The organism is Streptomyces sp. NPDC030893, assembly GCF_055571535.1.
In genome coordinates, this window is sequence record NZ_JBVIFC010000001.1 from 590116 (window position 1) to 611326 (window position 21211).

General features: G+C 70.6%; 21 protein-coding genes. 7 read left to right on the top strand and 14 right to left on the bottom strand.

The annotated features are described in order from the left end of the window. Window positions 1-2 precede the first annotated feature (2 nt). A complete protein-coding gene (locus ACZ434_RS02560) occupies window positions 3-839 on the top strand; it encodes an isoprenyl transferase (protein WP_468450965.1) in 837 nt (278 codons plus the stop codon). A 115-nt stretch (window positions 840-954) separates the two neighbouring features. Here the strand turns inward: ACZ434_RS02560 and ACZ434_RS02565 are convergent, their stop codons facing one another. From ACZ434_RS02565 to ACZ434_RS02580, 4 genes are all read right to left on the bottom strand, one after another. Beyond that, on the bottom strand, window positions 955-1365 hold the full coding sequence (locus tag ACZ434_RS02565) for a Fur family transcriptional regulator (RefSeq protein ID WP_468450967.1): 411 nt from the start codon (window positions 1363-1365) through the stop codon (window positions 955-957). A 62-nt stretch (window positions 1366-1427) separates the two neighbouring features. After that, on the bottom strand, window positions 1428-2330 hold the full coding sequence (locus ACZ434_RS02570; RefSeq protein WP_468450969.1) for a metal ABC transporter permease: 903 nt from the start codon (window positions 2328-2330) through the stop codon (window positions 1428-1430). Between the two features lie 5 nt (window positions 2331-2335). Next, window positions 2336-3109 (bottom strand): metal ABC transporter ATP-binding protein, encoded by a 774-nt coding sequence (locus ACZ434_RS02575; protein WP_468450971.1) that lies wholly within the window; start codon window positions 3107-3109, stop codon window positions 2336-2338. Window positions 3110-3132: 23 nt separating this feature from the next. Continuing rightward, window positions 3133-4110 (bottom strand): metal ABC transporter substrate-binding protein, encoded by a 978-nt coding sequence (locus tag ACZ434_RS02580; RefSeq protein WP_468450973.1) that lies wholly within the window; start codon window positions 4108-4110, stop codon window positions 3133-3135. Window positions 4111-4270: 160 nt separating this feature from the next. Between ACZ434_RS02580 and ACZ434_RS02585 the strand changes: the two genes are divergently transcribed. Continuing rightward, the gene (locus ACZ434_RS02585) at window positions 4271-5653 is read left to right on the top strand and encodes a glycine--tRNA ligase (protein WP_468450975.1); all 1383 of its coding nucleotides are present in this window, start codon (window positions 4271-4273) and stop codon (window positions 5651-5653) included. Between the two features lie 108 nt (window positions 5654-5761). Here ACZ434_RS02585 and ACZ434_RS02590 read toward each other — a convergent pair whose 3' ends face one another. Together ACZ434_RS02590 and ACZ434_RS02595 are read right to left on the bottom strand one after the other, a co-directional pair. Then, the gene (locus ACZ434_RS02590; protein WP_468450977.1) at window positions 5762-5968 is read right to left on the bottom strand and encodes a hypothetical protein; all 207 of its coding nucleotides are present in this window, start codon (window positions 5966-5968) and stop codon (window positions 5762-5764) included. Between the two features lie 252 nt (window positions 5969-6220). Continuing rightward, window positions 6221-7666, bottom strand: coding sequence for an MFS transporter (locus ACZ434_RS02595; protein ID WP_468450979.1), 1446 nt, complete (start codon window positions 7664-7666; stop codon window positions 6221-6223). A 97-nt stretch (window positions 7667-7763) separates the two neighbouring features. On the opposite strand from ACZ434_RS02595, the gene dusB reads away from it, so the two are divergent. Next, window positions 7764-8918, top strand: coding sequence for a tRNA dihydrouridine synthase DusB (dusB, locus tag ACZ434_RS02600; RefSeq protein ID WP_468450981.1), 1155 nt, complete (start codon window positions 7764-7766; stop codon window positions 8916-8918). 363 nt (window positions 8919-9281) lie between these two features. On the opposite strand, the gene ACZ434_RS02605 is transcribed toward dusB, so the two are convergent. Next, window positions 9282-11066: an alkaline phosphatase family protein gene (locus ACZ434_RS02605; protein ID WP_468450983.1), complete on the bottom strand. Its 1785-nt coding sequence runs from the start codon at window positions 11064-11066 to the stop codon at window positions 9282-9284. 547 nt (window positions 11067-11613) lie between these two features. Here ACZ434_RS02605 and ppdK point away from each other — a divergent pair. Next, window positions 11614-14361, top strand: coding sequence for a pyruvate, phosphate dikinase (gene ppdK / locus ACZ434_RS02610; protein WP_468450985.1), 2748 nt, complete (start codon window positions 11614-11616; stop codon window positions 14359-14361). A 205-nt stretch (window positions 14362-14566) separates the two neighbouring features. Continuing rightward, a complete protein-coding gene (locus ACZ434_RS02615) occupies window positions 14567-14740 on the top strand; it encodes a hypothetical protein (protein ID WP_468450987.1) in 174 nt (57 codons plus the stop codon). 9 nt (window positions 14741-14749) lie between these two features. On the opposite strand, the gene ACZ434_RS02620 is transcribed toward ACZ434_RS02615, so the two are convergent. After that, window positions 14750-15193 (bottom strand): hypothetical protein, encoded by a 444-nt coding sequence (locus ACZ434_RS02620; protein ID WP_468450989.1) that lies wholly within the window; start codon window positions 15191-15193, stop codon window positions 14750-14752. Window positions 15194-15268: 75 nt separating this feature from the next. Between ACZ434_RS02620 and ACZ434_RS02625 the strand changes: the two genes are divergently transcribed. Continuing rightward, complete coding sequence (locus tag ACZ434_RS02625; protein ID WP_468450991.1) at window positions 15269-15586, top strand: hypothetical protein; 318 nt, start codon at window positions 15269-15271, stop codon at window positions 15584-15586. Here ACZ434_RS02625 and tgmC read toward each other — a convergent pair. The 5 genes from tgmC to ACZ434_RS02650 all read right to left on the bottom strand — a co-directional run bounded on the left by tgmC (window position 15573) and on the right by ACZ434_RS02650 (window position 19974). Beyond that, complete coding sequence (gene tgmC, locus ACZ434_RS02630; RefSeq protein WP_468450993.1) at window positions 15573-16694, bottom strand: ATP-grasp peptide maturase system methyltransferase; 1122 nt, start codon at window positions 16692-16694, stop codon at window positions 15573-15575. The genes ACZ434_RS02625 and tgmC overlap by 14 nt on opposite strands. Then, window positions 16691-17647, bottom strand: a complete 957-nt coding sequence (gene tgmB / locus ACZ434_RS02635; RefSeq protein WP_468450995.1) for an ATP-grasp ribosomal peptide maturase — start codon at window positions 17645-17647, stop codon at window positions 16691-16693. Before tgmB ends, tgmC begins: the two co-directional genes overlap by 4 nt. Window positions 17648-17658: 11 nt before the next feature. Beyond that, on the bottom strand, window positions 17659-17931 hold the full coding sequence (gene tgmA / locus ACZ434_RS02640; protein ID WP_468450997.1) for a putative ATP-grasp-modified RiPP: 273 nt from the start codon (window positions 17929-17931) through the stop codon (window positions 17659-17661). 281 nt (window positions 17932-18212) lie between these two features. Next, window positions 18213-18668: a recombinase family protein gene (locus ACZ434_RS02645; protein WP_468450999.1), complete on the bottom strand. Its 456-nt coding sequence runs from the start codon at window positions 18666-18668 to the stop codon at window positions 18213-18215. Between the two features lie 94 nt (window positions 18669-18762). Further along, window positions 18763-19974 (bottom strand): helix-turn-helix domain-containing protein, encoded by a 1212-nt coding sequence (locus ACZ434_RS02650; RefSeq protein ID WP_468451001.1) that lies wholly within the window; start codon window positions 19972-19974, stop codon window positions 18763-18765. Between the two features lie 111 nt (window positions 19975-20085). Between ACZ434_RS02650 and ACZ434_RS02655 the strand changes: the two genes are divergently transcribed. Further along, window positions 20086-20754: a hypothetical protein gene (locus tag ACZ434_RS02655; protein ID WP_468451003.1), complete on the top strand. Its 669-nt coding sequence runs from the start codon at window positions 20086-20088 to the stop codon at window positions 20752-20754. A gap of 13 nt (window positions 20755-20767) precedes the next feature. Here the strand turns inward: ACZ434_RS02655 and ACZ434_RS02660 are convergent, their stop codons facing one another. Continuing rightward, window positions 20768-21205, bottom strand: a complete 438-nt coding sequence (locus ACZ434_RS02660) for an excalibur calcium-binding domain-containing protein (RefSeq protein WP_468451005.1) — start codon at window positions 21203-21205, stop codon at window positions 20768-20770. Between the last annotated feature and the right edge of the window lie 6 nt (window positions 21206-21211).

Below are 21211 nucleotides of genomic sequence, written 5' to 3' on the forward strand. Positions count from 1 at the left end.
ACATGGCCGTACGCGGTTTCCTGGGGCGTCAGCGCCGGGAGTACAGGACGCCGGAACCGCACCCGTCGGGCGCGAGGCCGCCGAAGCTCCCCGGCGAGCTGGTCCCCAACCATGTGGCCATCGTCATGGACGGCAACGGGCGCTGGGCGAAGGAACGCGGTCTGCCGCGCACGGAAGGGCACAAGGTCGGCGCGGAGCGGGTGCTGGACGTGCTCCAGGGCGCGGTCGAGATGGGTGTGGGGGCGATCTCGCTGTACGCCTTCTCCACCGAGAACTGGAAGCGCTCGCCGGACGAGGTGCGCTTCCTGATGAACTTCAACCGGGACTTCATCCGCAAGACCCGTGACCAGCTCGACGAGCTGGGGATCCGGGTGCGGTGGGTCGGGCGGATGCCCAAGCTGTGGAAGTCGGTGGCCAAGGAGCTCCAGGTCGCGCAGGAGCAGACCAAGGACAACGACCGGCTGACCCTGTACTTCTGCATGAACTACGGCGGGCGTGCGGAGATCGCCGATGCCGCGCAGGCGCTGGCGGAGGATGTGCGGGCGGGGCGGCTCGATCCGTCGAAGGTGAACGAGAAGACCTTCGAGAAGTACCTGTACTACCCGGACATGCCGGACGTGGACCTGTTCCTGCGGCCGAGCGGGGAGCAGCGCACGTCCAACTACCTGCTGTGGCAGAGCGCGTACGCGGAGATGGTGTTCCAGGACGTGCTGTGGCCGGACTTCGACCGGCGTGACCTGTGGCGGGCCTGTCTGGAATTCGCGTCCCGGGACCGGCGGTTCGGTGGGGCGATCCCGAACGAGGAGCTGTTGGCGATGGAGGGGCGTCAGGAGTCCTGACGTGCGCTGAGGAGTGGGCGGCGGCGCCCCAGGGGCGCGGGGAACTGCGCGACCAGCCCCGACGCACCGGACGTCGCCGACGCACCCCAGCCCGCGCGGCGGAACCGCGCCCGGCTCACCCTGCGGCGCACTCCGCACAGGTGCCGAAGATCTCCACCGTGTGGGCCACGTTGACGTAGCCGTGTTCCGCCGCGACGGCTTCGGCCCACTTCTCCACGGCCGGGCCCTCGACCTCGACCGCCTTGCCGCAGGTGCGGCAGACCAGGTGGTGGTGATGGTCGTCGGTGGAGCAGCGGCGGTAGACGGACTCGCCGTCCGCGGTGCGCAGGACGTCGACCTCGCCCGCGTCGGCCAGCGACTGCAGGGTGCGGTAGACCGTGGTGAGTCCGACCGAGTCGCCCTTGTGCTTGAGCATGTCGTGCAGTTCCTGGGCGCTGCGGAACTCGTCGACCTCCTGAAGGCAAGCCGCCACGGCGGCGCGCTGCCGAGTGGCGCGGCCCTTCACGGGCGGTCCTGCGGTCGTCACGGGATTGCCTCCTCACATCCGGCGTCTGCCCGGGCCATTGTGCCAGCCCGGGCAGCGGAGAGTCAGGCGCCGGTGTTCCGGCCGGCCGCCCGGCTGGCCGGAATCGCGCACTCCGCCGGATCGCCGCCCGGTTGCGCGGCGGCCAGCGCCCGGGCGCGGCGGCGGGCCAGCGGGGTGGCCAGCGCGGTCAGCACGATGAACGCGGCGATGGTCAGCAGCACGATCGTCGCGCCGGGCGGCACATCCTGGTGGTACGAGGTGACCGTGCCGCCGATGGTGACGCCCACGCCGATCGCGACGGCGATGGCGAACGTGGCGGCGAAGCTCCGGGTGAGCTGCTGGGCCGCGGCGACCGGCACCACCATGAGCGCGCTCACCAGCAGCAGGCCCACCACGCGCATCGCGACGGAGACCGTCACGGCGGCCGTGACCGCCGTCAGCAGGTTCAGGAACCGCACCGGCAGACCCGTCACCCGGGCGAACTCCTCGTCCTGGCTGACGGCGAAGAGCTGCTTGCGCAGTCCGACGGTGACGAGCACCACGAAGGCGGCCAGCAGGCAGATCGCGGTCACGTCGGACTCGGAGACCGTGGACAGGGAGCCGAAGAGGAACGAGGAGAGGTTGCCGGTGGAGCCGCCGGGGGCGAGGTTGATGAGCATCACGCCGCCGGCCATACCGCCGTAGAAGAGCATCGCGAGGGCGATGTCGCCGCGGGTCTTGGCGTACCAGCGGACCAGTTCCATGAGGACGGCGCCGAGGACGGAGACCAGGGCGGCCATCCACACGGGGGACCAGCTGAGCAGGAAGCCGAGGCCGACGCCGGTCATGGCGACATGGCCGATGCCGTCGCCCATGAGGGCCTGGCGGCGCTGGACCAGGTAGATGCCGACGGCGGGGGCGGTGATGCCGACCAGGACGGCGGCGAGCAGCGCCCGCTGCATGAAGGCGTAGTCGAGGATCTCCATGGGAATCAGCTCAGCAGTCCTGTGCGGATCGGTTCGGCGCCGGCGGGCGCGTGCGGGTGGACGTGGTCGTGGCCGGGCAGGGCGTGCTGGCCGACGGCCTTCGGGGGCGGGCCGTCGTGCGTGACGCAGCCCTCGCGCAGGACGACCGCCCGGTCGATCAGGGGCTCCAGCGGGCCCAGTTCGTGCAGGACGAGGAGGACGGTGGCGCCCTCGGAGACCTGGTGCCTCAGGGTGTCGGCGAGGACCTCCTGGCTGGCCAGGTCGACGCCCGCCATCGGCTCGTCCATGATCAGCAGTTCGGGGGCGGCGGCGAGCGCGCGGGCGATCAGGACCCGCTGGTGCTGGCCGCCGGAGAGGGCGTCGACGGAGTCCTTGGCGCGGTCCGCCATGCCGACGAGGTCCAGGGCGTGCCGTACGGCCTCGCGGTCGGCCTTGCGGAAGAGGCCGAAGCGGGTGCGGGCGAGGCGGCCGGAGGAGACGACCTCGGCGACCGTGGCGGGCACGCCCGAGGCGGCGGTGGTGCGCTGCGGGACGTAGCCGACGCGGGCCCAGTCGCGGAACCGGTGCCGCGGGGTGCCGAACAGCTCGATCTCGCCGGCGGTGACCGGCACCTGGCCGATGATCCCGCGCACGGCCGTCGACTTGCCGGAGCCGTTGGCGCCGAGCAGGGCGACCACCTCACCGCGGCGCACGGTGAGGTCGATGCCGCGCAGCACGGGGCGCGAGCCCAGCTCGGCGCGGACGCCGCGCAGGGAGATGACGGGGTCGGTGGTGGTCATGCCGTCCTCCGGTGGTGTGCCGCTCACTGGGCGCCCAGGGCCTTTCGCAGGGCGTCGAGGTTGGCTTCCATGACCTGGAAGTAGTCGTCGCCGCGGGAGGTGTCGGTGATGCCCTCGAGGGGGTCGAGGACGTCGGTCTTCAGTCCGGCGTCGGCGGCGAGGGTCCTGGCGGTCCGGTCGCTGACGAGCGTCTCGTAGAAGACGGTGGTGACGCCGTCGGCCTTCGCGGTCTTCTGGAGTTCCTTCACGCGTGCGCCGCTGGGCTCGGACTCGGGGCTGAGGCCGCTGATGGCCTCCTCGGTCAGGCCGTAGCGCTCGGCGAGGTGGCCGAAGGCGGCGTGCGTGGTGATGAAGACGCCGGTCTTCCGGTCCGCGAGGCCGGTCTCGAACTTCTCGTCCAGGGCGTTCAGCTTGCCGACCAGCGCCTCGGTGTTCTTCTCGTAGTCGGCGGCGTGGTCCGGGTCGGCCTTCTCGAAGGCCTTGCCGACTCCCTCGGCGACCTCGGCGTACTTGACCGGGTCGAGCCAGACGTGGGGGTCGGAGCCCTCCTCGTGCTCGTGGTCGTGGCCGTGCTCGTCCTCCGCGTGGCCGTGCTCCTCCTCGTGGCCGCCGGCTTCGGTGCCGTGCGCCTCCACGGAGGTCAGGGTGGCCGCGTCGATCTTCGTCGCGACCTCGGACTGGCCGATGGCCTCGTCGACGGTGGGCTGGAGTCCCTTGAGGTAGAGGGCCGCGTCGGACTCCTGGAGCCGCGCGGTCTGCTTGGCGCTGATCTCCAGGTCGTGCGGCTCCTGGCCGGGCTCGGTCAGACTGGTGACGTTGACGTGCTCGCCGCCTATCTGCTCGGCGAGGAAGGCCATCGGGTAGAACGACGCGACGACGTCGAACTTGTCGGTGTTGCCCGCGGCGGCGCTGTCGGAGGAGCAGGCGGTCAGGGTGCCGAGGCCGAGGGCGGTGACCGCGGCCAGGGCGGCCGCGGGTATGTGGCGTCGTCGTACGTTCATGACACTCATTTTCAACAATGATGGAAACCGTTGTCAACAACGCACGTGAGGGCCGGTAAGGGGCACCGAATTGGTCGCGGGGCAGGGCCCGCCGGTAGCCTGAGTGCTTCGCTGGAAGCAATCTCGCTTCGTCGCCCGTCGTCGTAATGAAGAGAGCACCGTGGCCGCCGACAAGATCGACACCATCGTCAGCCTGAGCAAGCGCCGTGGCTTCGTATTCCCCAGTAGTGAGATCTACGGCGGCACCAAGGCCGCCTGGGACTACGGACCGCTGGGTGTCGAGCTCAAGGAGAACCTGAAGCGCCAGTGGTGGCGCTACATGGTCACCTCCCGCGAGGACGTGGTCGGTATCGACTCGTCCGTGATCCTGGCTCCGGACGTGTGGGTCGCCTCCGGGCACGTCGCGACCTTCACGGACCCGCTGACCGAGTGCACCTCCTGCCACAAGCGGTTCCGCGCGGACCACCTGGAGGAGGCGTACGAGGAGAAGAAGGGCCACGCCCCGGAGAACGGCCTCGCCGACCTCAACTGCCCCAACTGCGGCAACAAGGGCACCTTCACCGAGCCCAAGCAGTTCTCGGGTCTGCTCTCCACCCACCTCGGCCCGACGCAGGACTCCGGCTCCGTCGCCTACCTGCGCCCCGAGACCGCCCAGGGCATCTTCACCAACTTCGCCCAGGTGCAGACCGCTTCGCGCCGCAAGCCGCCGTTCGGCATCGCCCAGATGGGCAAGTCCTTCCGCAACGAGATCACGCCCGGCAACTTCATCTTCCGCACCCGCGAGTTCGAGCAGATGGAGATGGAGTTCTTCGTCAAGCCGGGCGAGGACGAGAAGTGGCAGGAGTACTGGATGGAGCAGCGCTGGAACTGGTACACCGGTCTCGGCCTGCGCGAGGAGAACATGCGGTGGTACGAGCACCCGAAGGAGAAGCTCTCCCACTACTCCAAGCGCACCGCTGACATCGAGTACCGCTTCCAGTTCGGCGGCAGCGAGTGGGGCGAGCTGGAGGGCGTCGCCAACCGCACCGACTACGACCTCGGCGCCCACTCCAAGGCCTCCGGCCAGGACCTCTCCTACTTCGACCAGGAGGCCGGCGAGCGCTGGACGCCGTACGTCATCGAGCCGGCGGCCGGTGTCGGCCGCGCGATGCTCGCCTTCCTGCTCGACGCCTACGTCGAGGACGAGGCGCCCAACGCCAAGGGCAAGATGGAGAAGCGGACCGTGCTGCGGCTCGACCACCGCCTCGCCCCGGTGAAGGTGGCCGTGCTCCCGCTCTCCCGCAACCCGGAGCTGTCGCCGAAGGCGAAGGGGCTCGCGCAGGCGCTGCGGCAGAACTGGAACATCGAGTTCGACGACGCCGGTGCGATCGGCCGCCGTTACCGCCGCCAGGACGAGATCGGTACGCCGTTCTGCGTCACCGTCGACTTCGACACGCTGGACGACAACGCGGTGACCGTGCGTGAGCGCGACACGATGAAGCAGGAGCGCGTGTCGCTGGACCAGATCGAGGGGTACCTCGCGGCGCGGCTGATCGGCTGCTGACGGTCCTCGCACATGCCGTACCGGGGGGCTCCGCCCCCTGGACCCCGGCCTTCGCCCACCCCCCAACCCGACTCGGCCGGGTTGGGGGGTGGGCGTTTTTCCGACCGCTCAGGCGGCGGTCGGGTCCACCGTCGCCTGGTGGGCCTCCGTCAGGTGCTCCTCCGCCTTCAGCCACGGCAGGAACTGGGCGCCTCTGCGCCAGCCGCACGTGTCGCACCTGATCGTGCGCTGCACGCCGGTGCGTTGGACGCGGACGACGTGCTCTCGGCCGTGCAGGTCCCAGCGGCTGACCTTGCTGGTGTCCAGCTGCGACATGGTGCCTCCGGCGGTCGGCGGGTCGGGTGGTGCCGTACGTGTGCCCCCGTTCGAGGCCGACAAGGAGTGTGCAGCAAGAGCAACATCAACAGGTGGTCCCGCGAGGGGAGTTCGGCGACGGAACCTACCGGGGGACGGTTTCGCCGCCCACGCCATGGTGCTCCGCTCGCTGCGCGAGAAGCACCCTCGGCAGCGGTGTCCACGTCCGCCGCCGGCTGCCCGGCTGCCCGGCTGCACCAGCGCCGCGTCCCCTTACGTGCCCGCCCCTGTCGTCTGCCGGATCTCCGCCGACTTCAGGCGTTCCGCCGTGCGTTCCGCCGTTCTCCGGGCCCAGGGGCCCGAGGTCAGGGCGCCGACCAGGAGGACGGTCAGCGCGCAGCCGGTGAGGATCCACCAGCCGGGGCGTGCCGCCGGGACGAACGCGTCCGCGTACGACGACGTGCCCACGCCCGCCGCCAGGACCGCGCCGACCACCGCCACGCCCAGGGCCTGCCCCAGCTGACGGCTGGTGGACGCGACCGCCGCGGCGACCCCCGCCTGCGCCCTCGGCATGCCGGAGACGGCCGTGTTGGTGATCGGCGCGTTCACGAAGCCGAAGCCGACGCCGAAGAGGACGTACCCGATGAAGAGGGTCACGTTGGAGGTCTCGGCCTCGAAGAGGGCGAAGAGGAGCCCGCTCGCCGTCATCGCGCCGCCCGCGATCAGCAGCGGCAGACGCGGCCCCCGACTGCCGATCAGCCGTCCGGACAGCGGGGCGCACAGGAAGGTCGGGACGGCCATCGGGAGCATCCACAGGCCCGCGTCCAGCGCGCTCAGCCCGCGGACGTTCTGCAGGTACAGCGTGGACAGGAAGAGGAAACCGCCGAGCGCCGCGAACGCGCTCACCGCTGTCACCGTGGCCCCGCTGAACGGAGCCGAGCGGAAGAAGCGCAGGTCGATGAGGGGTTCGCGGCGGCGGGGCTCGTAGCGGAGAAGGGCGAGGAAGGCGGTCAGGGCGAGTACGGCGAAGGGGGCGATCGCCGGGAGGGAGGCGTGCGGGGCCTCGATGATCGCGTACGTGAGGGAGCCGAACAGGACGATGACCAGGAGCTGGCCGACCGGATCGGGACGGCGCGCCTTCGGGGCGCGGGACTCCGGGACGAAACGCCAGGTGAGCAGGAGCGCGGCCAGGCCCACCGGGAGGTTGATCCAGAAGATGGAGCGCCAGCCGACCGAGTCCACCAGCACGCCCCCGACCAGGGGGCCCGCGGCCATCGAGAGGCCGACGACCGCGCCCCACACCCCGATCGCGCGGGCGCGCTCGCGCGGGTCGGTGAAGGTGTTGGTGATGATCGACATGGCGACCGGGTTCAGCATGGAGCCGCCCACCGCCTGCACCATCCGGAACACCACCAGCCAGGACAGGTCCGGTGCCAGCGAGCACAGCACCGATCCGAGGGTGAAGATCACCAGGCCGGTCTTGAACACCCGTCTGCGGCCGATCCGGTCCGCCGTGGAACCGGCGAGCATCAGCAGCGAGGCGAGGACCAGGGTGTACGCGTCGATGGTCCACTGAAGCCCCGAGGTGCTCGCGTCGAACTCCCGTTGCAGGGAGGGCAGGGCGACGTTCAGGACCGTGTTGTCCAGGCTCACGATCAGCAGGCTCATGCAGCAGATCGCGAGCACCAGCATGCGTCGGCCGTGGCTGAGCTCGGGCATGGGGGTCATCGTACGCGTGTGTCGATAGTGCGGCTAACTAATGACCGTTACACGATCATCGTGTCGAGTACCCCGTGTCATGCGGGACAATGGGGGAATGCCCACGCCCTCGCCGACCGTGAACACCGTCCTGCCCATCGGCCCGCACGCGGTGCGGCCGCCCGTCGTGCTCGCCCCCATGGCCGGGATCACCAACGCGCCCTTCCGCACCCTGTGCCGGGAGTGGAGCGGTGGCAAGGGCCTGTTCGTCAGCGAGATGATCACCACCCGGGCGCTGGTCGAGCGCAACGAGAAGACCATGCAGCTGATCCGGTTCGACGCCACCGAGCAGCCGCGCTCCATCCAGCTCTACGGCGTCGACCCGGCGACCGTCGGCAAGGCCGTCCGCATGATCGCCGAGGAGGACCTCGCCGATCACATCGACCTCAACTTCGGCTGCCCGGTCCCCAAGGTGACCCGCAAGGGCGGCGGTTCGGCCCTCCCGTACAAGCGGAACCTGCTGCGGGCCATCCTGCGCGAGGCCGTGAGCGGCGCCGGGGACCTGCCGGTCACGATGAAGATGCGCAAGGGCATCGACGACGACCACCTGACCTACCTGGACGCCGGCCGGATCGCCGTCGAGGAGGGCGTGACCGCGATCGCGCTGCACGGCCGCACCGCCGCACAGCACTACGGCGGCACCGCCGACTGGGACGCCATCGCCCGGCTCAAGGAGCACGTGCCGGAGATCCCGGTGCTCGGCAACGGCGACATCTGGTCGGCGGAGGACGCGCTGCGGATGGTGCGCGAGACCGGCTGCGACGGGGTGGTCGTGGGCCGGGGGTGCCTGGGCAGGCCGTGGCTGTTCGCGGACCTGGTGGCCGCGTTCGAGGGGCGTACCGACGACTACGTACGGCCCACGCTGCGCGAGGTCGCCGAGGTCATGGTGCGGCACGCCACGCTGCTGGGGGAGTGGATCGGTGACGAGTCCCGTGGCGTGATCGACTTCCGCAAGCACGTCGCCTGGTACCTGAAGGGCTTCGCGGTCGGTTCCGAGATGCGTAAGCGGCTCGCGATCACCTCCTCGCTGGAGGAGCTGCGGTCCGGGCTCGACGAGCTGGACCTCGACCAGCCCTGGCCGGTGGGCGCCGACGGCCCCCGCGGCCGTACGTCCGGCAACAACAGGGTGGTGCTGCCGGACGGCTGGCTGAAGGACCCGTACGACTGCGCGGGCGTCGGCGAGGAAGCAGAACTGGACACCTCCGGCGGCTGAGCCGCTCCGACGCTCCCGCCGCCGCTGGGCCGGCCGGCGCCCATGCCGCTGGGCCGGTCGGCGCCCTGGCGGCTGGGCTGGTCGGGGCATCCGGCGGTCGGGTCGATCCGGCATTGCGCCGTTGGGCTGGTCATGGCACGGCACCCATGCCGCTGGGCTGGTCGGGTACTTCCGGCCGCTGGGCCGGTCGGGGGTGCTCGCGGTTGGGCTGGTCGGGCTCTTCCGACGGTTGGGTCGAACCGGCATTGCGCCGTTGGGCTGGTCCGGCACCGCCGCCGCTGGGCCGGTCGGTGCCCCGGGGGCTGGGTTGGGTCGGCGTGGCCACGTGGCTGGGCTGGTTCGGTGTCGTCCTTGGGCGGTCGGTCAGTGTCCGGTGGGGTGGGGGATGGAGCCGTAGGCGGTCAGGAAGCGGTTGCGGAAGGTGTCCATCTTCCATACCGGCGCGTCCTTCGCCGGGCGGAGTCCCGCGGTCCAGTTCCAGTCGGCGATCTTCTCCAGCACCTCCGGGTCCTTGGCGACCACCGTCACCGGCACGTCCCGGCTCGCGCCGTGGCCGCTCACCTGGGCGATGGGCTGGTGGTCGCCGAGGAAGACCAGCACCGTGTCGTCGGTGCCGTAGCGCTCCAGCCACTCGGTGAGGCTGCCGACCGAGTACTCGATCGACCTGCCGTACTGCCGCCGGGACTCGGTGGCGTCGGCGATGACGTCGGCGGACCTCTTCCCCGCCTTCTCCACGGCGTCGAAGAGCGAACCGTCGCCGAGGGCGTCCCAGTCGACCAGCTCGGGGAGCGGCGCCCAGGGCTGGTGGCTGGAGGTGAGGATGACTTCCGACATCAGCGGCCGGTCGCGCTCCCTGCCGTGCTCCAGCCGCTCGAACGCCTCCAGGGCGTACTGGTCCGGCATGGGCGACCAGCTGAACTTCGGCCCCCTGTACCCCAGGTCGAAGGCGTCGTAGACCTTGTCGAGGCCGTACCACTTCCCCTCCGGCCAGGCCTTCTGCACACCGGGCATGATGCCGACCGTGTCCCAGGCGCCGGTCTTCCGGAACGCCTTGGTGAGGGTGAGGCGGTCGCTGCTGGTGACGGTGCGGTAGCGCTGCTGGTTCTCGATCCACAGGCCGGACAGGGCCGTTGAGTGGCCGAGCCAGCTGCTGCCGCCGAACGTCGCCGAGGTGAGCCAGCCGCTGCGCGCCCGATAGCCGGCCTTCGCGAGCGCGGCGGCGCGGGTGTCGAGGGTGCTGGTGACGCCGGGCGCGATCAGCGGGTCCTCCAGGGCGGTGCGGCCGTAGCTCTCGATGAAGGCGATGACGACGTCCTTGCCGCGCAGGTCGGGGACGAGCTGGTCGGGGGGAGTGGCGCCGAAGGCGTCCGTCCGCGCCTCCTTGGCGAACGCCGCCTCGTCGCGCAGGGTGTCCACCACGCGCCGGGTCTGGCCCTTCACCGCCTGCGCGGCCCGGTCGGAGGCGACCGGCAGCCCCGCGACCTGCACACCCAGCGCCGTGCAGGTGATCCACACGGTGCCCGCGATCAGCGCGCCCCGGGTGGCGCGGGCGCGGTGCCGGGCCAGCAGGTTGCCCAGCCGCACGGTGGCCAGCGCCGTCACGGTCACGAGGAGCAGGGCGAGGAGGACGGCGCCGACGGCCGCGGCGGTGGCCGCCGTGCCGCCCATCGAGTCCTCCAGGTAGGCCTGGGCGTCGTCGAGCAGCCCCCAGTCGAGGACGAGGTTGAAGCCGCGGCCCAGATACTCGGTGAACCCCATGTCCAGCAGGTTCAGCACGGTCAGGACGCCGATGCCCGCCCCGTACAGCGCGGCCACGGCGATGCGCGGCCGGCGGGGCAGGGCGAGCAGCAGGACGGCCCCGACGATCGCCTCGGCGGGGATGCGCGCGAAGCGGTCGGCGCGCATCGCCGGGGCGGTGTTCGGCATCAGGAGCGCGCCGACGACCAGGACGGCGGCCAGGACGTGCACGGCCCACCGCAGGGTGCGGGCGGCGGTGGGGTGCGCGTCGCGGGCCGCGCGCAGGCGTGCGAGGACCCGCGGGCGCCGCGTGAGGACGTGCGGGCGCCGCGTGAGGACCCGCGGGCGGGCGGGCAGACGCGGGCGGGGGAGGGCGCGCAGGCGCGCGAGGACACGTGTGAAGGCGGGCAACCCGGAGGTTCCTTCCGTACCGAGGCCGGTGAGGAGGCGGACCCGGCGTGGGGGTCCGGGTCCGCCTGCCGTTCCGTACGGGCGGGCCCGCCGGTGCGTTCAGCTGACCGGGGATTTCACGGCGAAAGGGGTCGGTCCGGGACGGGGCCGGCCAGGTGCCGGGCCCGGTCCGCATGGTGAAATCCGGAGCCGCGTGGCAGCGTGATTCTCGCCACCCTTGATAAGGGTTGCGCTCAGATGAGCGGATCTTGAGCGGCTGCACTTCTCAAAGGGTGGCACTCAGTGCCACCCTTTGATCGTTCATCGAGCGAAATCAAACGTGGCCATTGCCGCTCATGTGAGCAGCCAAGGGCCCGGTTGGCGAGGTGATGCGTTCAAGAAGTGAAAACACTCGACCGTCGGCGCTTGCCAAGCTTTGACTTTCAATCCGCTGGCGCACGAGTGGTTACAGGCGCATGACGCACAAGTGGACGTACCCAGACGCCTTTGATCTGGGTACATTCCTCGCCGTCAGGGCAGCCACCGCGTCCTCGAGGAGTCGAGACCCGTGTCGGAAAACAAAGATCCCCATGTAGCTCAGCCGGGTGCGAGCGTTGAGGGCGTGAAGTTCGTCTACGACTTCACCGAGGGCAACAAGGACCTCAAGGACCTGCTCGGCGGCAAAGGTGCCAACCTCGCCGAGATGACCAACCTGGGCCTTCCCGTCCCGCCCGGCTTCACCATCACCACCGAGGCCTGCAAGACCTACCTCGACAGTGGCGAGGAGCCGGCGGCACTGCGTGACGAGGTGAGTGCGCACCTCGACGCCCTCGAAGAGAAGATGGGCAAGAAGCTCGGCCAGGCCGACGACCCCCTCCTCGTGTCGGTCCGCTCCGGGGCCAAGTTCTCCATGCCGGGCATGATGGACACCGTCCTCAACATCGGCCTGTCCGACAAGTCCGTGCAGGGCCTGGCCAAGCAGGCCGGCGACGACCGGTTCGCCTGGGACTCCTACCGGCGCCTGATCCAGATGTTCGGCAAGACCGTCCTCGGCGTCGACGGCGAGCTGTTCGAGGACGCGCTGGACGCGGCGAAGGCGGCCAAGAAGGTCACCGTCGACACCGAGCTGGAGGCCGCCGACCTCAAGAAGCTCGTCACCAAGTTCAAGAAGATCGTCAAGACCGAGTGCGGACGGGACTTCCCGCAGGACCCGCGCGAGCAGATGGACCTCGCCATCAAGGCCGTCTTCGACTCCTGGAACGGCGACCGCGCCAAGCTCTACCGCCGCCAGGAGCGCATCCCGCACGACCTGGGCACGGCCGTCAACGTCTGCTCCATGGTCTTCGGCAACCTCGGCCCGGACTCCGGCACCGGTGTCGCCTTCACCCGCGACCCCGCCTCCGGCCACCAGGGCGTCTACGGCGACTACCTGCAGAACGCGCAGGGCGAGGACGTGGTCGCGGGCATCCGCAACACCGTGCCGCTCGCCGAGCTGGAGTCGATCGACAAGAAGTCGTACGACCAGCTCATGCAGATCATGGAGACCCTGGAGAACCACTACAAGGACCTCTGCGACATCGAGTTCACCATCGAGCGCGGTGTGCTGTGGATGCTCCAGACCCGCGTCGGCAAGCGGACGGCCGGGGCGGCCTTCCGGATCGCCACGCAACTCGTGGACCAGGGCCTGATCGACGAGGCCGAGGCGCTCACCCGCGTCAACGGCGCCCAGCTCGCCCAGCTGATGTTCCCGCGCTTCGACGAGGACGCCAAGGTCGAGCAGGTCGGCCGGGGCATCGCGGCCTCCCCGGGCGCGGCGGTCGGCAAGGCGGTCTTCGACTCCTACACCGCCGTCAAGTGGTCGCGCTCCGGCGAGAAGGTCATCCTGATCCGCCGCGAGACCAACCCCGACGACCTCGACGGCATGATCGCGGCCGAGGGCATCCTCACCTCGCGCGGCGGCAAGACCTCCCACGCGGCCGTGGTCGCGCGCGGTATGGGCAAGACCTGCGTCTGCGGCGCGGAGGAGCTGGAGGTCGACACCAAGCGCCGCCGGATGACCGTCCCGGGCGGGCACGTGGTGGAGGAGGGCGACGTCGTCTCCATCGACGGTTCCACGGGCAAGGTCTACCTCGGTGAGGTCCCGGTCGTCCCGTCCCCGGTCGTGGAGTACTTCGAGGGCCGGATGCACCCGGGCGCCGACGACGCCGACGAGCTGGTCGAGGCCGTGCACCGGATGATGGCCTTCGCCGACCGCAAGCGCCGGCTGCGGGTGCGCGCCAACGCCGACAACGCCGAGGACGCGCTGCGCGCCCGCCGCTTCGGCGCCCAGGGCATCGGTCTGTGCCGCACCGAGCACATGTTCCTCGGCGACCGCCGTGAACTGGTCGAGCGCCTGATCCTCGCCGACACCGAGGCCGAGCGCGAGGAGTCGCTCAAGGCCCTGCTGCCGCTCCAGAAGCGGGACTTCGTGGAGCTGTTCGAGGCGATGGACGGCCTCCCGGTCACCATCCGCCTGCTCGACCCGCCGCTGCACGAGTTCCTGCCCGACATCACCGAACTGTCGGTCCGGGTCGCCCTCGCCGAGTCCCGGCAGGAGCCGCACGAGAACGAACTGCGCCTGCTCCAGGCCGTGCACCGGCTGCACGAGCAGAACCCGATGCTGGGTCTGCGCGGTGTCCGCCTCGGTCTGGTCATCCCCGGCCTGTTCACCATGCAGGTACGGGCCATCGCGGAGGCCGCCGCCGAACGCAGGGCCGCCAAGGGCGACCCGCGCGCGGAGATCATGATCCCGCTGGTCGGCACGGTCCAGGAGCTGGAGATCGTCCGCGAGGAGGCCGACCAGGTCATCGCCGAGGTCGAGGAGGCCTCCGGCACCTCGCTCAAGCTCTCCATCGGCACGATGATCGAGCTCCCGCGCGCCGCGCTGACCGCCGGCCAGATCGCGGAGGCGGCCGAGTTCTTCTCCTTCGGCACGAACGACCTCACCCAGACGGTGTGGGGCTTCTCCCGGGACGACGTGGAGGCCTCGTTCTTCACCGCGTACCTGGAGAAGGGCATCTTCGGGGTGTCGCCGTTCGAGACGATCGACAAGGACGGCGTCGGCTCCCTGGTGAAGCTCGCCGCCAAGGCCGGCCGCGCCACCCGCCCCGACCTCAAGCTCGGTGTCTGCGGCGAGCACGGCGGCGACCCGGAGTCCGTCCACTTCTTCCACGAGGTCGGCCTGGACTACGTCTCCTGCTCCCCGTTCCGCATCCCGGTCGCCCGGCTGGAGGCCGGCCGCGCGGCGGTCACCTCGGCGGGCAGCGACCACCGCTGAGCCCCGGAGCCGCTGTCTGTCACCCGACCACCCTCACCGATCGGCAACGGCTCCGGATCACGAAGAAGGGCGGGCCCCTGTGCGGGGGGCCCGCCCTTCGCCATGCCACGGCGCCCGAATCCCTCCCCATATCGCTTATGGCGGTGCGTTCCCGGCCAAGAAGAGGTCAGCCGGTGTGCCGGATGCCGCTCAGGGGGAGGGCCCGATGAGCTGGAGCGAGGTGGTGGTCAGCTATCCGTTCGTCTCCGCCATCACCGAGTGGCTGAACAAGGAGGACGGCGACGCGCTGGACGCGATAGCCGAGTACGTCGCGGCGGCGACACCCACGGTGCTGGAGAAGATGGACCGGCACCTGCGCGACACGACCGTCAACGAGTGACGGGAAGAATCACGGCACGTTGGTGACGCCGACGCCGACGCCGACGCCGACGCCGACGCCGACGCCGACGCCGACGCCGACGCCGGTCAGCGCCGCGGCGACCACGCTCCTGCCGTTGCCCTTGCCGTCGCGGACCGTCAGCCGGTGTGTCTCGACCGGCAAGGGGCCGAGGCGCCGGAGCTCGGCCTCCACGGAGAAGTCGCAGGACCACAGCTCGGTGTGCGCCACGCCGAACGGCATGGGCAGCGGCAGCTGGAACCTCACGCCCCACGTGGTGACCACCACGGTGGCCACCCGGGCTGTCAGCAGCCCGAGCGACCTCTCGGGCTGCCACACCAGCAGCAACTCCTCGCCGCGTTCGGTGGAATACAGATGGCGTACGGCGTCCAGTTCCGCCGGGGAGAGCGCCGACGCGTCCCGGAACGGCCCCGGACCGAGGTCCGGTCGGCGCACCACGACTTCCCGCCGTCCGCACCACCGGCACGGAAGCAGCCGCGCAACTGGGTCGTCATCACCTCGGCCGTCGCCGTGATCGCCGCGGTCATCGGTACCGGCCTGTTCGTCGTCAACTCCCGTGGCGACGAGAGCAAGCCGGACGCCACCGCCGCCGCATCCGGCGCTCCGGACGAGGACGCCGTGCCCGCCGTGGAGGAGCCGGAGCCGGAGCCGGTGTACGCCGATGTGGATGCCGACAGCTTCGACATCGAGCTGCACGGTGTCCGTGAAGATCACGGACGTTACGACCCGGGGATACTGAGATCGCGTGAGCGGCAGGTCGGCGAGCGCGTCGGGCGGTTGCCGCCGCCCCTCCGCGAGGGGCGCCGGCCTCTCGTCACGCCCAGGTGAGGCGTTGCCCGGCGGGGCCGACGTACAGCCGCAAGCGGTCGGCGGACGGGCGGCCGTCGGCCTGCCACTGCGTCAGGCGCTCGGTGATCCTGTCCCACAGGCGCACCGCGCCGCCCTGCCGCACCATCCATCGCGAGCCGTCCTGGAAAACGGCCGCCCATGCCTCGGCATCCACGTCGATCACGACGTGCTCCGTCCGACCGTCACGGCCCAGCGTGAGCCGCTGTGCGCGCGGCGCGGCGAACTGCGCGACGAACCGGGCCGTCCAGTCGTCGAGTACGTCCGCGCCCAGCTCCGTAGGCACGGCCTCACCCTCGCCGAGGTTCGGCAGGACGCCCAGCGGGGGTGGAAGGTGGGGGCGGGCCGGCATGAACGAGACCTGTCCGCCGAGCACCGGGCCGTCGGCCGTGCCGTCGTCGGCGACCGTGAGCCGGACGAGTTCGGACGCGTGCATCCATCCGCCGACGGTGACCAGGATCTCACCACCGGGGCGTGTCTGCCCGAGCCAGTCGGCGGGCACTGTATGGACGCTGCACGTAGCGATGACGCGGTCGTACGGGCCGCCCTCCTTGTAGCCCATCAACCCGTCACCGACCACGCGGTCAGGCCGGTGTCCGGCGTTCGCGAGCGCCATTCCGGCACGGGCCGACACCTCGGCGTCCACCTCGACCGAGGTCACGTTGTCCTCGCCGACGACATGGCAGAGCAGCGCGGTCGAGTAGCCCGTCCCGGTGCCGATCTCAAGGACGCGCGTCCCCTCGGTCGCCCGCAGGTCCTCGAGCATCCGCACGACCAGACTCGGCAGGGTGGACGACGAGGAGGGGACCGCGGCGATGCGCCCCTCGACCTGGTCGGGGAAGACGGCCCCGGCGACCTGTGTCACGAGGGTGTCGTCCTCGTAGATCCGTGCGAGTTCATCCGGGGAGCCCCCGGCCGCGGGCCGGTACCAGCCGCCGTCCTCGTACTCGAACCAGCCGCGCGCGAGGAACGCCTCGCGGGGCACCGATGTGACGGCCGCTTCCCATTCGGGGCTGCGCAGGGTGCCGGACGCGGACAGACGCCGCGCGAGGTCGGCCCGTAGGCGTTTCGAACGCAGGGGGTCAGTCATGCGGGGGTCGCTCCGTTCTCCAACAGGTCGGCGATTGCGGGTGTGATCGGTAGTCCGGCCGCGTCTTCGAGCCACGCCCATTGGCCGTTGGGGTTGCACTCCAGGAACCACCATGTGCCGTCCGCGGTCACGGCGAAGTCGAAGGCGCCGAAGTTCAGACCGAAGCCGGCGAGGAACCGTGCCAGGGCCCGGCGGATCACGTTCGGGCAGGAGACCCGCTCATAGGTGAGGCTCTGGTACTCGGATCTCCAGTCCACGACCCCGGGCGGTGCGGTGATCCGGGCGCTGAACACCTGCTGGCCGACGACGACCGCCCGCACGTCGGCCACCTTGGGCACCTGGGCCTGGAACAGGTGCGCGCTGTGGCTCACCGCGTTGTCGATTTCCTCCGCCGCGACGGGGGCGGCCCAGATCCCGGCGGGTTCGCCCTCGACCTCGTACGCTCCCGCATGCAACGGCTTGTAGATCGTGGGCCCTTCGGCACAGAACCGCTTGGCCTTCCCCGGATCGTTCGTGATGAGGGTGGCCGGAACCCTGAACCCCGCGCGGGTCGCGGCGGCCAACTGTGCGGGCTTGTACTCGGCCCGTGCGATGGCCTGCGGGTGACTCAGGTACAGGCATCCCGGCAGTGCGCCCAGCACACCGCTCAGGCCGCGCCGGTTCTCCTGTGCGGCGAACCGGGCCGCCTGCTCGCCGTTGCCCGTCGGGTACGAACTCGGCCGACGGTGGTACAGGGCGCGTACGGCGGAAAGTCCGGCCGTACGGTCCCCGACCGCCAGCTGCCCGTCCCAACCCCCCTTCCCGGTGCGCGCGGTGAGCGCCACGGACGTCGGGAAGTCGCACCCCGGATCGAACCGGAGGACGGGCACCCGGCGCCGGTTCAGTTCCGCGATGACCAGATCGGCGGTCGGATCCTCGTACTCCGTACAGACCAGCACCGGGCGTCCGCCCATGGCGTCGTCCCCTAGTCCTGTGTCGCGTCGTGGCCGGAGTCGGCGTCCACCTTGCCGTCCTTGCCGACCTGAGTGGGCGGGTAGGTGTTCACGCTCGTCCCGTGCTTGCCGAGTTCGGCCGGCGTCATCGCTCCGTCCTCCCCGACCCACCGGCCGGTCTGTGTGGCCGGGTCGATGCCCGCGTACCGCCACGGTGAGGGAGAACCGTTCCGCAGCGGAGCCATACGGCGCAGCCCCCACGGGGCCGGAGCAGCCGTCTTCCCGGGGGTGAGGCTCGTTCGCAAGTCTCCTCCTCGATCGCTTCGTTCTGTCGTGTCGTGCGGGATTCCGTCACGGGCGTGCACCTGGACGCGTGCCATGTGGTCGAGCTCCGCGACGCAGGGGCCGCACGCGTACACGTCACCCGTCGCACCTGGCGTGGTCACGGAGCCGACCCACAGCACGCGTACGCCCTCTCGTCGGCAGTACAGCCAGCAGGCCCCGGTCACCCACTGGTTGCCGTCATCCGCCTGCGCGACGAGCGGCCATACGTCGCGCCACGGGCGCGTGACGGCCGGGGCGAAGGTCACGGCGTGCGTCCGGCCGCGTCCTTGTTGTGCAGGAAGCCCCCTGCCCTTTCGATCTCGCGCGCCACTTCGTCGTACTCGTGCGGAACGGGTGAGATCATCGAGCGCCACGCCGTGAGCACGGCACCGGCCTCGCCGTTCCCGACGAGCTCGACGGCTCGCCTCAGACCGTCGCGCCCCTGCGGCGGCAGCAGACCCGCGCGTTCCTCGATCACGTCCGCGATCTCCCACCCGAACACGTTCGCGTACTCGGTGCACTCCTTGCGGGGGCTCTCGATGTCCGTGTGGAGAGCGCCGCACAGGTAGATCACGCAGCGGAACCGCTCGGTCCTTGCGGTCTTGGCCGGCGTGTTGCCGACCGCCGCGTCCGCCAGTGCCCGACGCCGCCTCAGGTCGCCCTCGGTCCGGTGAGGCCGAGCCTGCTCCTGCGGCTGCTCATTCTTGAAACTGGCCATGCATCAAGTGTGCTCGCGTGGTCACGCAGGGTGAAGTGATGTGGCGTGCGACCGGAAGGGATTGCTCAATCCGCACTCCTACGGTCCGTAGGACTCACGCGATCAAGGGCACGCCGATGAGCTCGCTGATGCTGCGCACGCGTGCCGTGGATACTTTCGCGAGACGTTTTCCGATGACACCGGGCAGTGCTTGATGCCTGACCCATTCGGGGGCGTCGAGTCCTACCTCGATCAGGGTGTCGGCGGCCCGGTCGTACAGTTTTGCCTCGCACTGGGCCAGGGCGACGTCGAGTTTGTAGCGGTTGCGGGCCACCTTCGACATGGACCTGGGAAGCTTGGTCATGTCGGGGTGGCTGGCGAGGGTGAGGGCGCGCCCGTAGTTCTTCAGGGCGACATGGATGCCCACGGCCTCGGTCTTCGCCGCCGTAGGGCCGAAGCTGGTTCCGTACAGCTTCTCGTCCCGGCCCAGTCTTGCCGCTGCGGCGTGCGCCTGGGAGAGGTAGTCGTCGGCCGTCCTCTCGTCCTCGCGCCTCGACGCCGCCACGGCTGCGGAGATCATCAGCCGCCCGTACGCGAGCAGTTGCGGGCGGGATCCGCCGCTGAACGACGGTTCGATCGCCAGTGCCGCCCGCTCGGCCACGTCCAGGGCGCGCGGCAGCTTGGCGCTGCGCAGGTGGATCCACGAGAGCGTGGACTCGAGCAGTGCCGTCAGCACGGGGTCGTCGACTTCCTTCGCAAGGCGCTTCGCCGACGTGAGTGCGCTCAATGCGAGGTCACGCTGCCCGAAACCGTTCGAGCACGACGCGGCCACCCGGTACGTGCTCGCCAGGATCGATCCGAGCCGTTCGCGCTCGCTGCCGGTGGTACTGGCGTACCTGACCTGTCCTTCCATGAGGACCTTCGAGGTGTAGCCGCTCACCTTCGTGGTGTCGCTCGCCCAGTAGGCCTCCCACGCGCGGTCGCGGGCAATGCTCAGTTCGTCGACAGTGCTCGGGTCGTCGATGCCCTCCCACTCGCCGAGGGCGCTTTCATGAACGGCGTCGGACAGTTGGCGCAGCGCGGCGCGGTCACCCTGGTCCATCCCCCGGCGCGGCGCCTGCTGCCCCAGGATCACCGACACGTCCGTGTTGAGCGCGTGGGCGAGTTTGAGAAGGGAACCGATGGACAACTCGCCCCGGTCCTGTTCGGCCTTCTGCACCAGGGACAGGGACAGCCCCGCCGCGTCGGCGAGTCCCTGCTGGGTCAGGTCGGAACCTCGGAGGTGCTTGATGCGCTTGCCGTTCGTCAGGTCGGCCCAGTTGCTCACGGTCACCCCAGTGCGTTTGCTCAGGCTGCTGTCCTTCGATGGTAGGTCCCGATGTAGTGTCCCGTGCCGGACTCACGGAGCCGCCGTGGCGGGGGAGCACAGGGAGCAGCAGTGCCACTGGGAATACGCAGGAGCAGCATCAGGCCGCTGAGTGCCATGGGCGGGCACGCCGTCGATCCCTGGCGGTCGTTCCGGCGTACGGTCGGGGTGGTGTTCTTCGGGTGGGGCGCCGCGGCCGTCACCGCGGGGGTGTCCTATCTGGCGCTGCGCCTGGTGTGGGTGCCCATCGCCGTCGGGGTCGTGCTGTGTCTGGCGTTCGTCGTCCTGCTGATGCTTCTGCACCGTGCGGGGTGGATCGCCCTGCTGTCGCTCGTGCCCGGACTGTTCATCCTCGTCGGGGCCGTCCAGTACGCGCCCGAGGCGGCGCTGGAGCTGCGCGGGGTGCGCGAGAGCGTGGTGATCGTCGCGGACGGTGCGACCGGGACGGACGGCAAGAACCACCGGTACACGCTGCGCACGGCGGACGGTGAGGAACTGGCGGAGCGGCTCACCTACAACGGTGACGCCTGGGCTCCGGAGGTGGGTGACCGGCTCGACGTCCTCCGGGACCCGGAGGGCGTGGTGCCCATGGAGCGGGCGGACGAGGTGGACGCCGCGGGGCGGCTGAGCGGTCTGGTCGGCGGGCTCGTGGCGTGGACGCTGATGGCGGTCCTCGCCGGGCGGCGCGGGCATGTGCGCCGCCGGCAAGGGAAGACCGACTCCCTGCTGCTGTCCCTGTAGTCCGGGGAGGACGTCAGTCGGAGTCGCCGCGGCGCTTGCGGGCCGCGATCATGAAGCCGCCGCCCAGCAGCACGACGGCCGCGCCGCCGGCCGCGATGTACGGGGTGGTGTCGCTGCCGCCGGTCTCGGCGAGGTCGGTGCCGCCGCCGCTCTGCTCCTTGGCGCCGGTGTTCTCCGCCTCCGTGTCGGAGCCCGTGCCGTCGTCGGTGTCGGTCTCCTCGCGCGGCTCGAAGCCCGCCGGGGGCTTGTCGCAGCCGACGCCGTCGTTGTCCCGGTCGAGGTGCTTGCCGTAGTGGTCGTCGCCCTTGGCGATGTTGCTGTACCCGTTCTCGTAGGCCTCGGTGCAGTTCTTGAACGGGTGATTGCCGTCGTGGGCCACGGCGGTGGCCGGTACGGCGGCCAGAGCGAGGGCGGCGAGGACCGCGGCGGCGGAGGTACGGAACGGGTTCATGGTGAG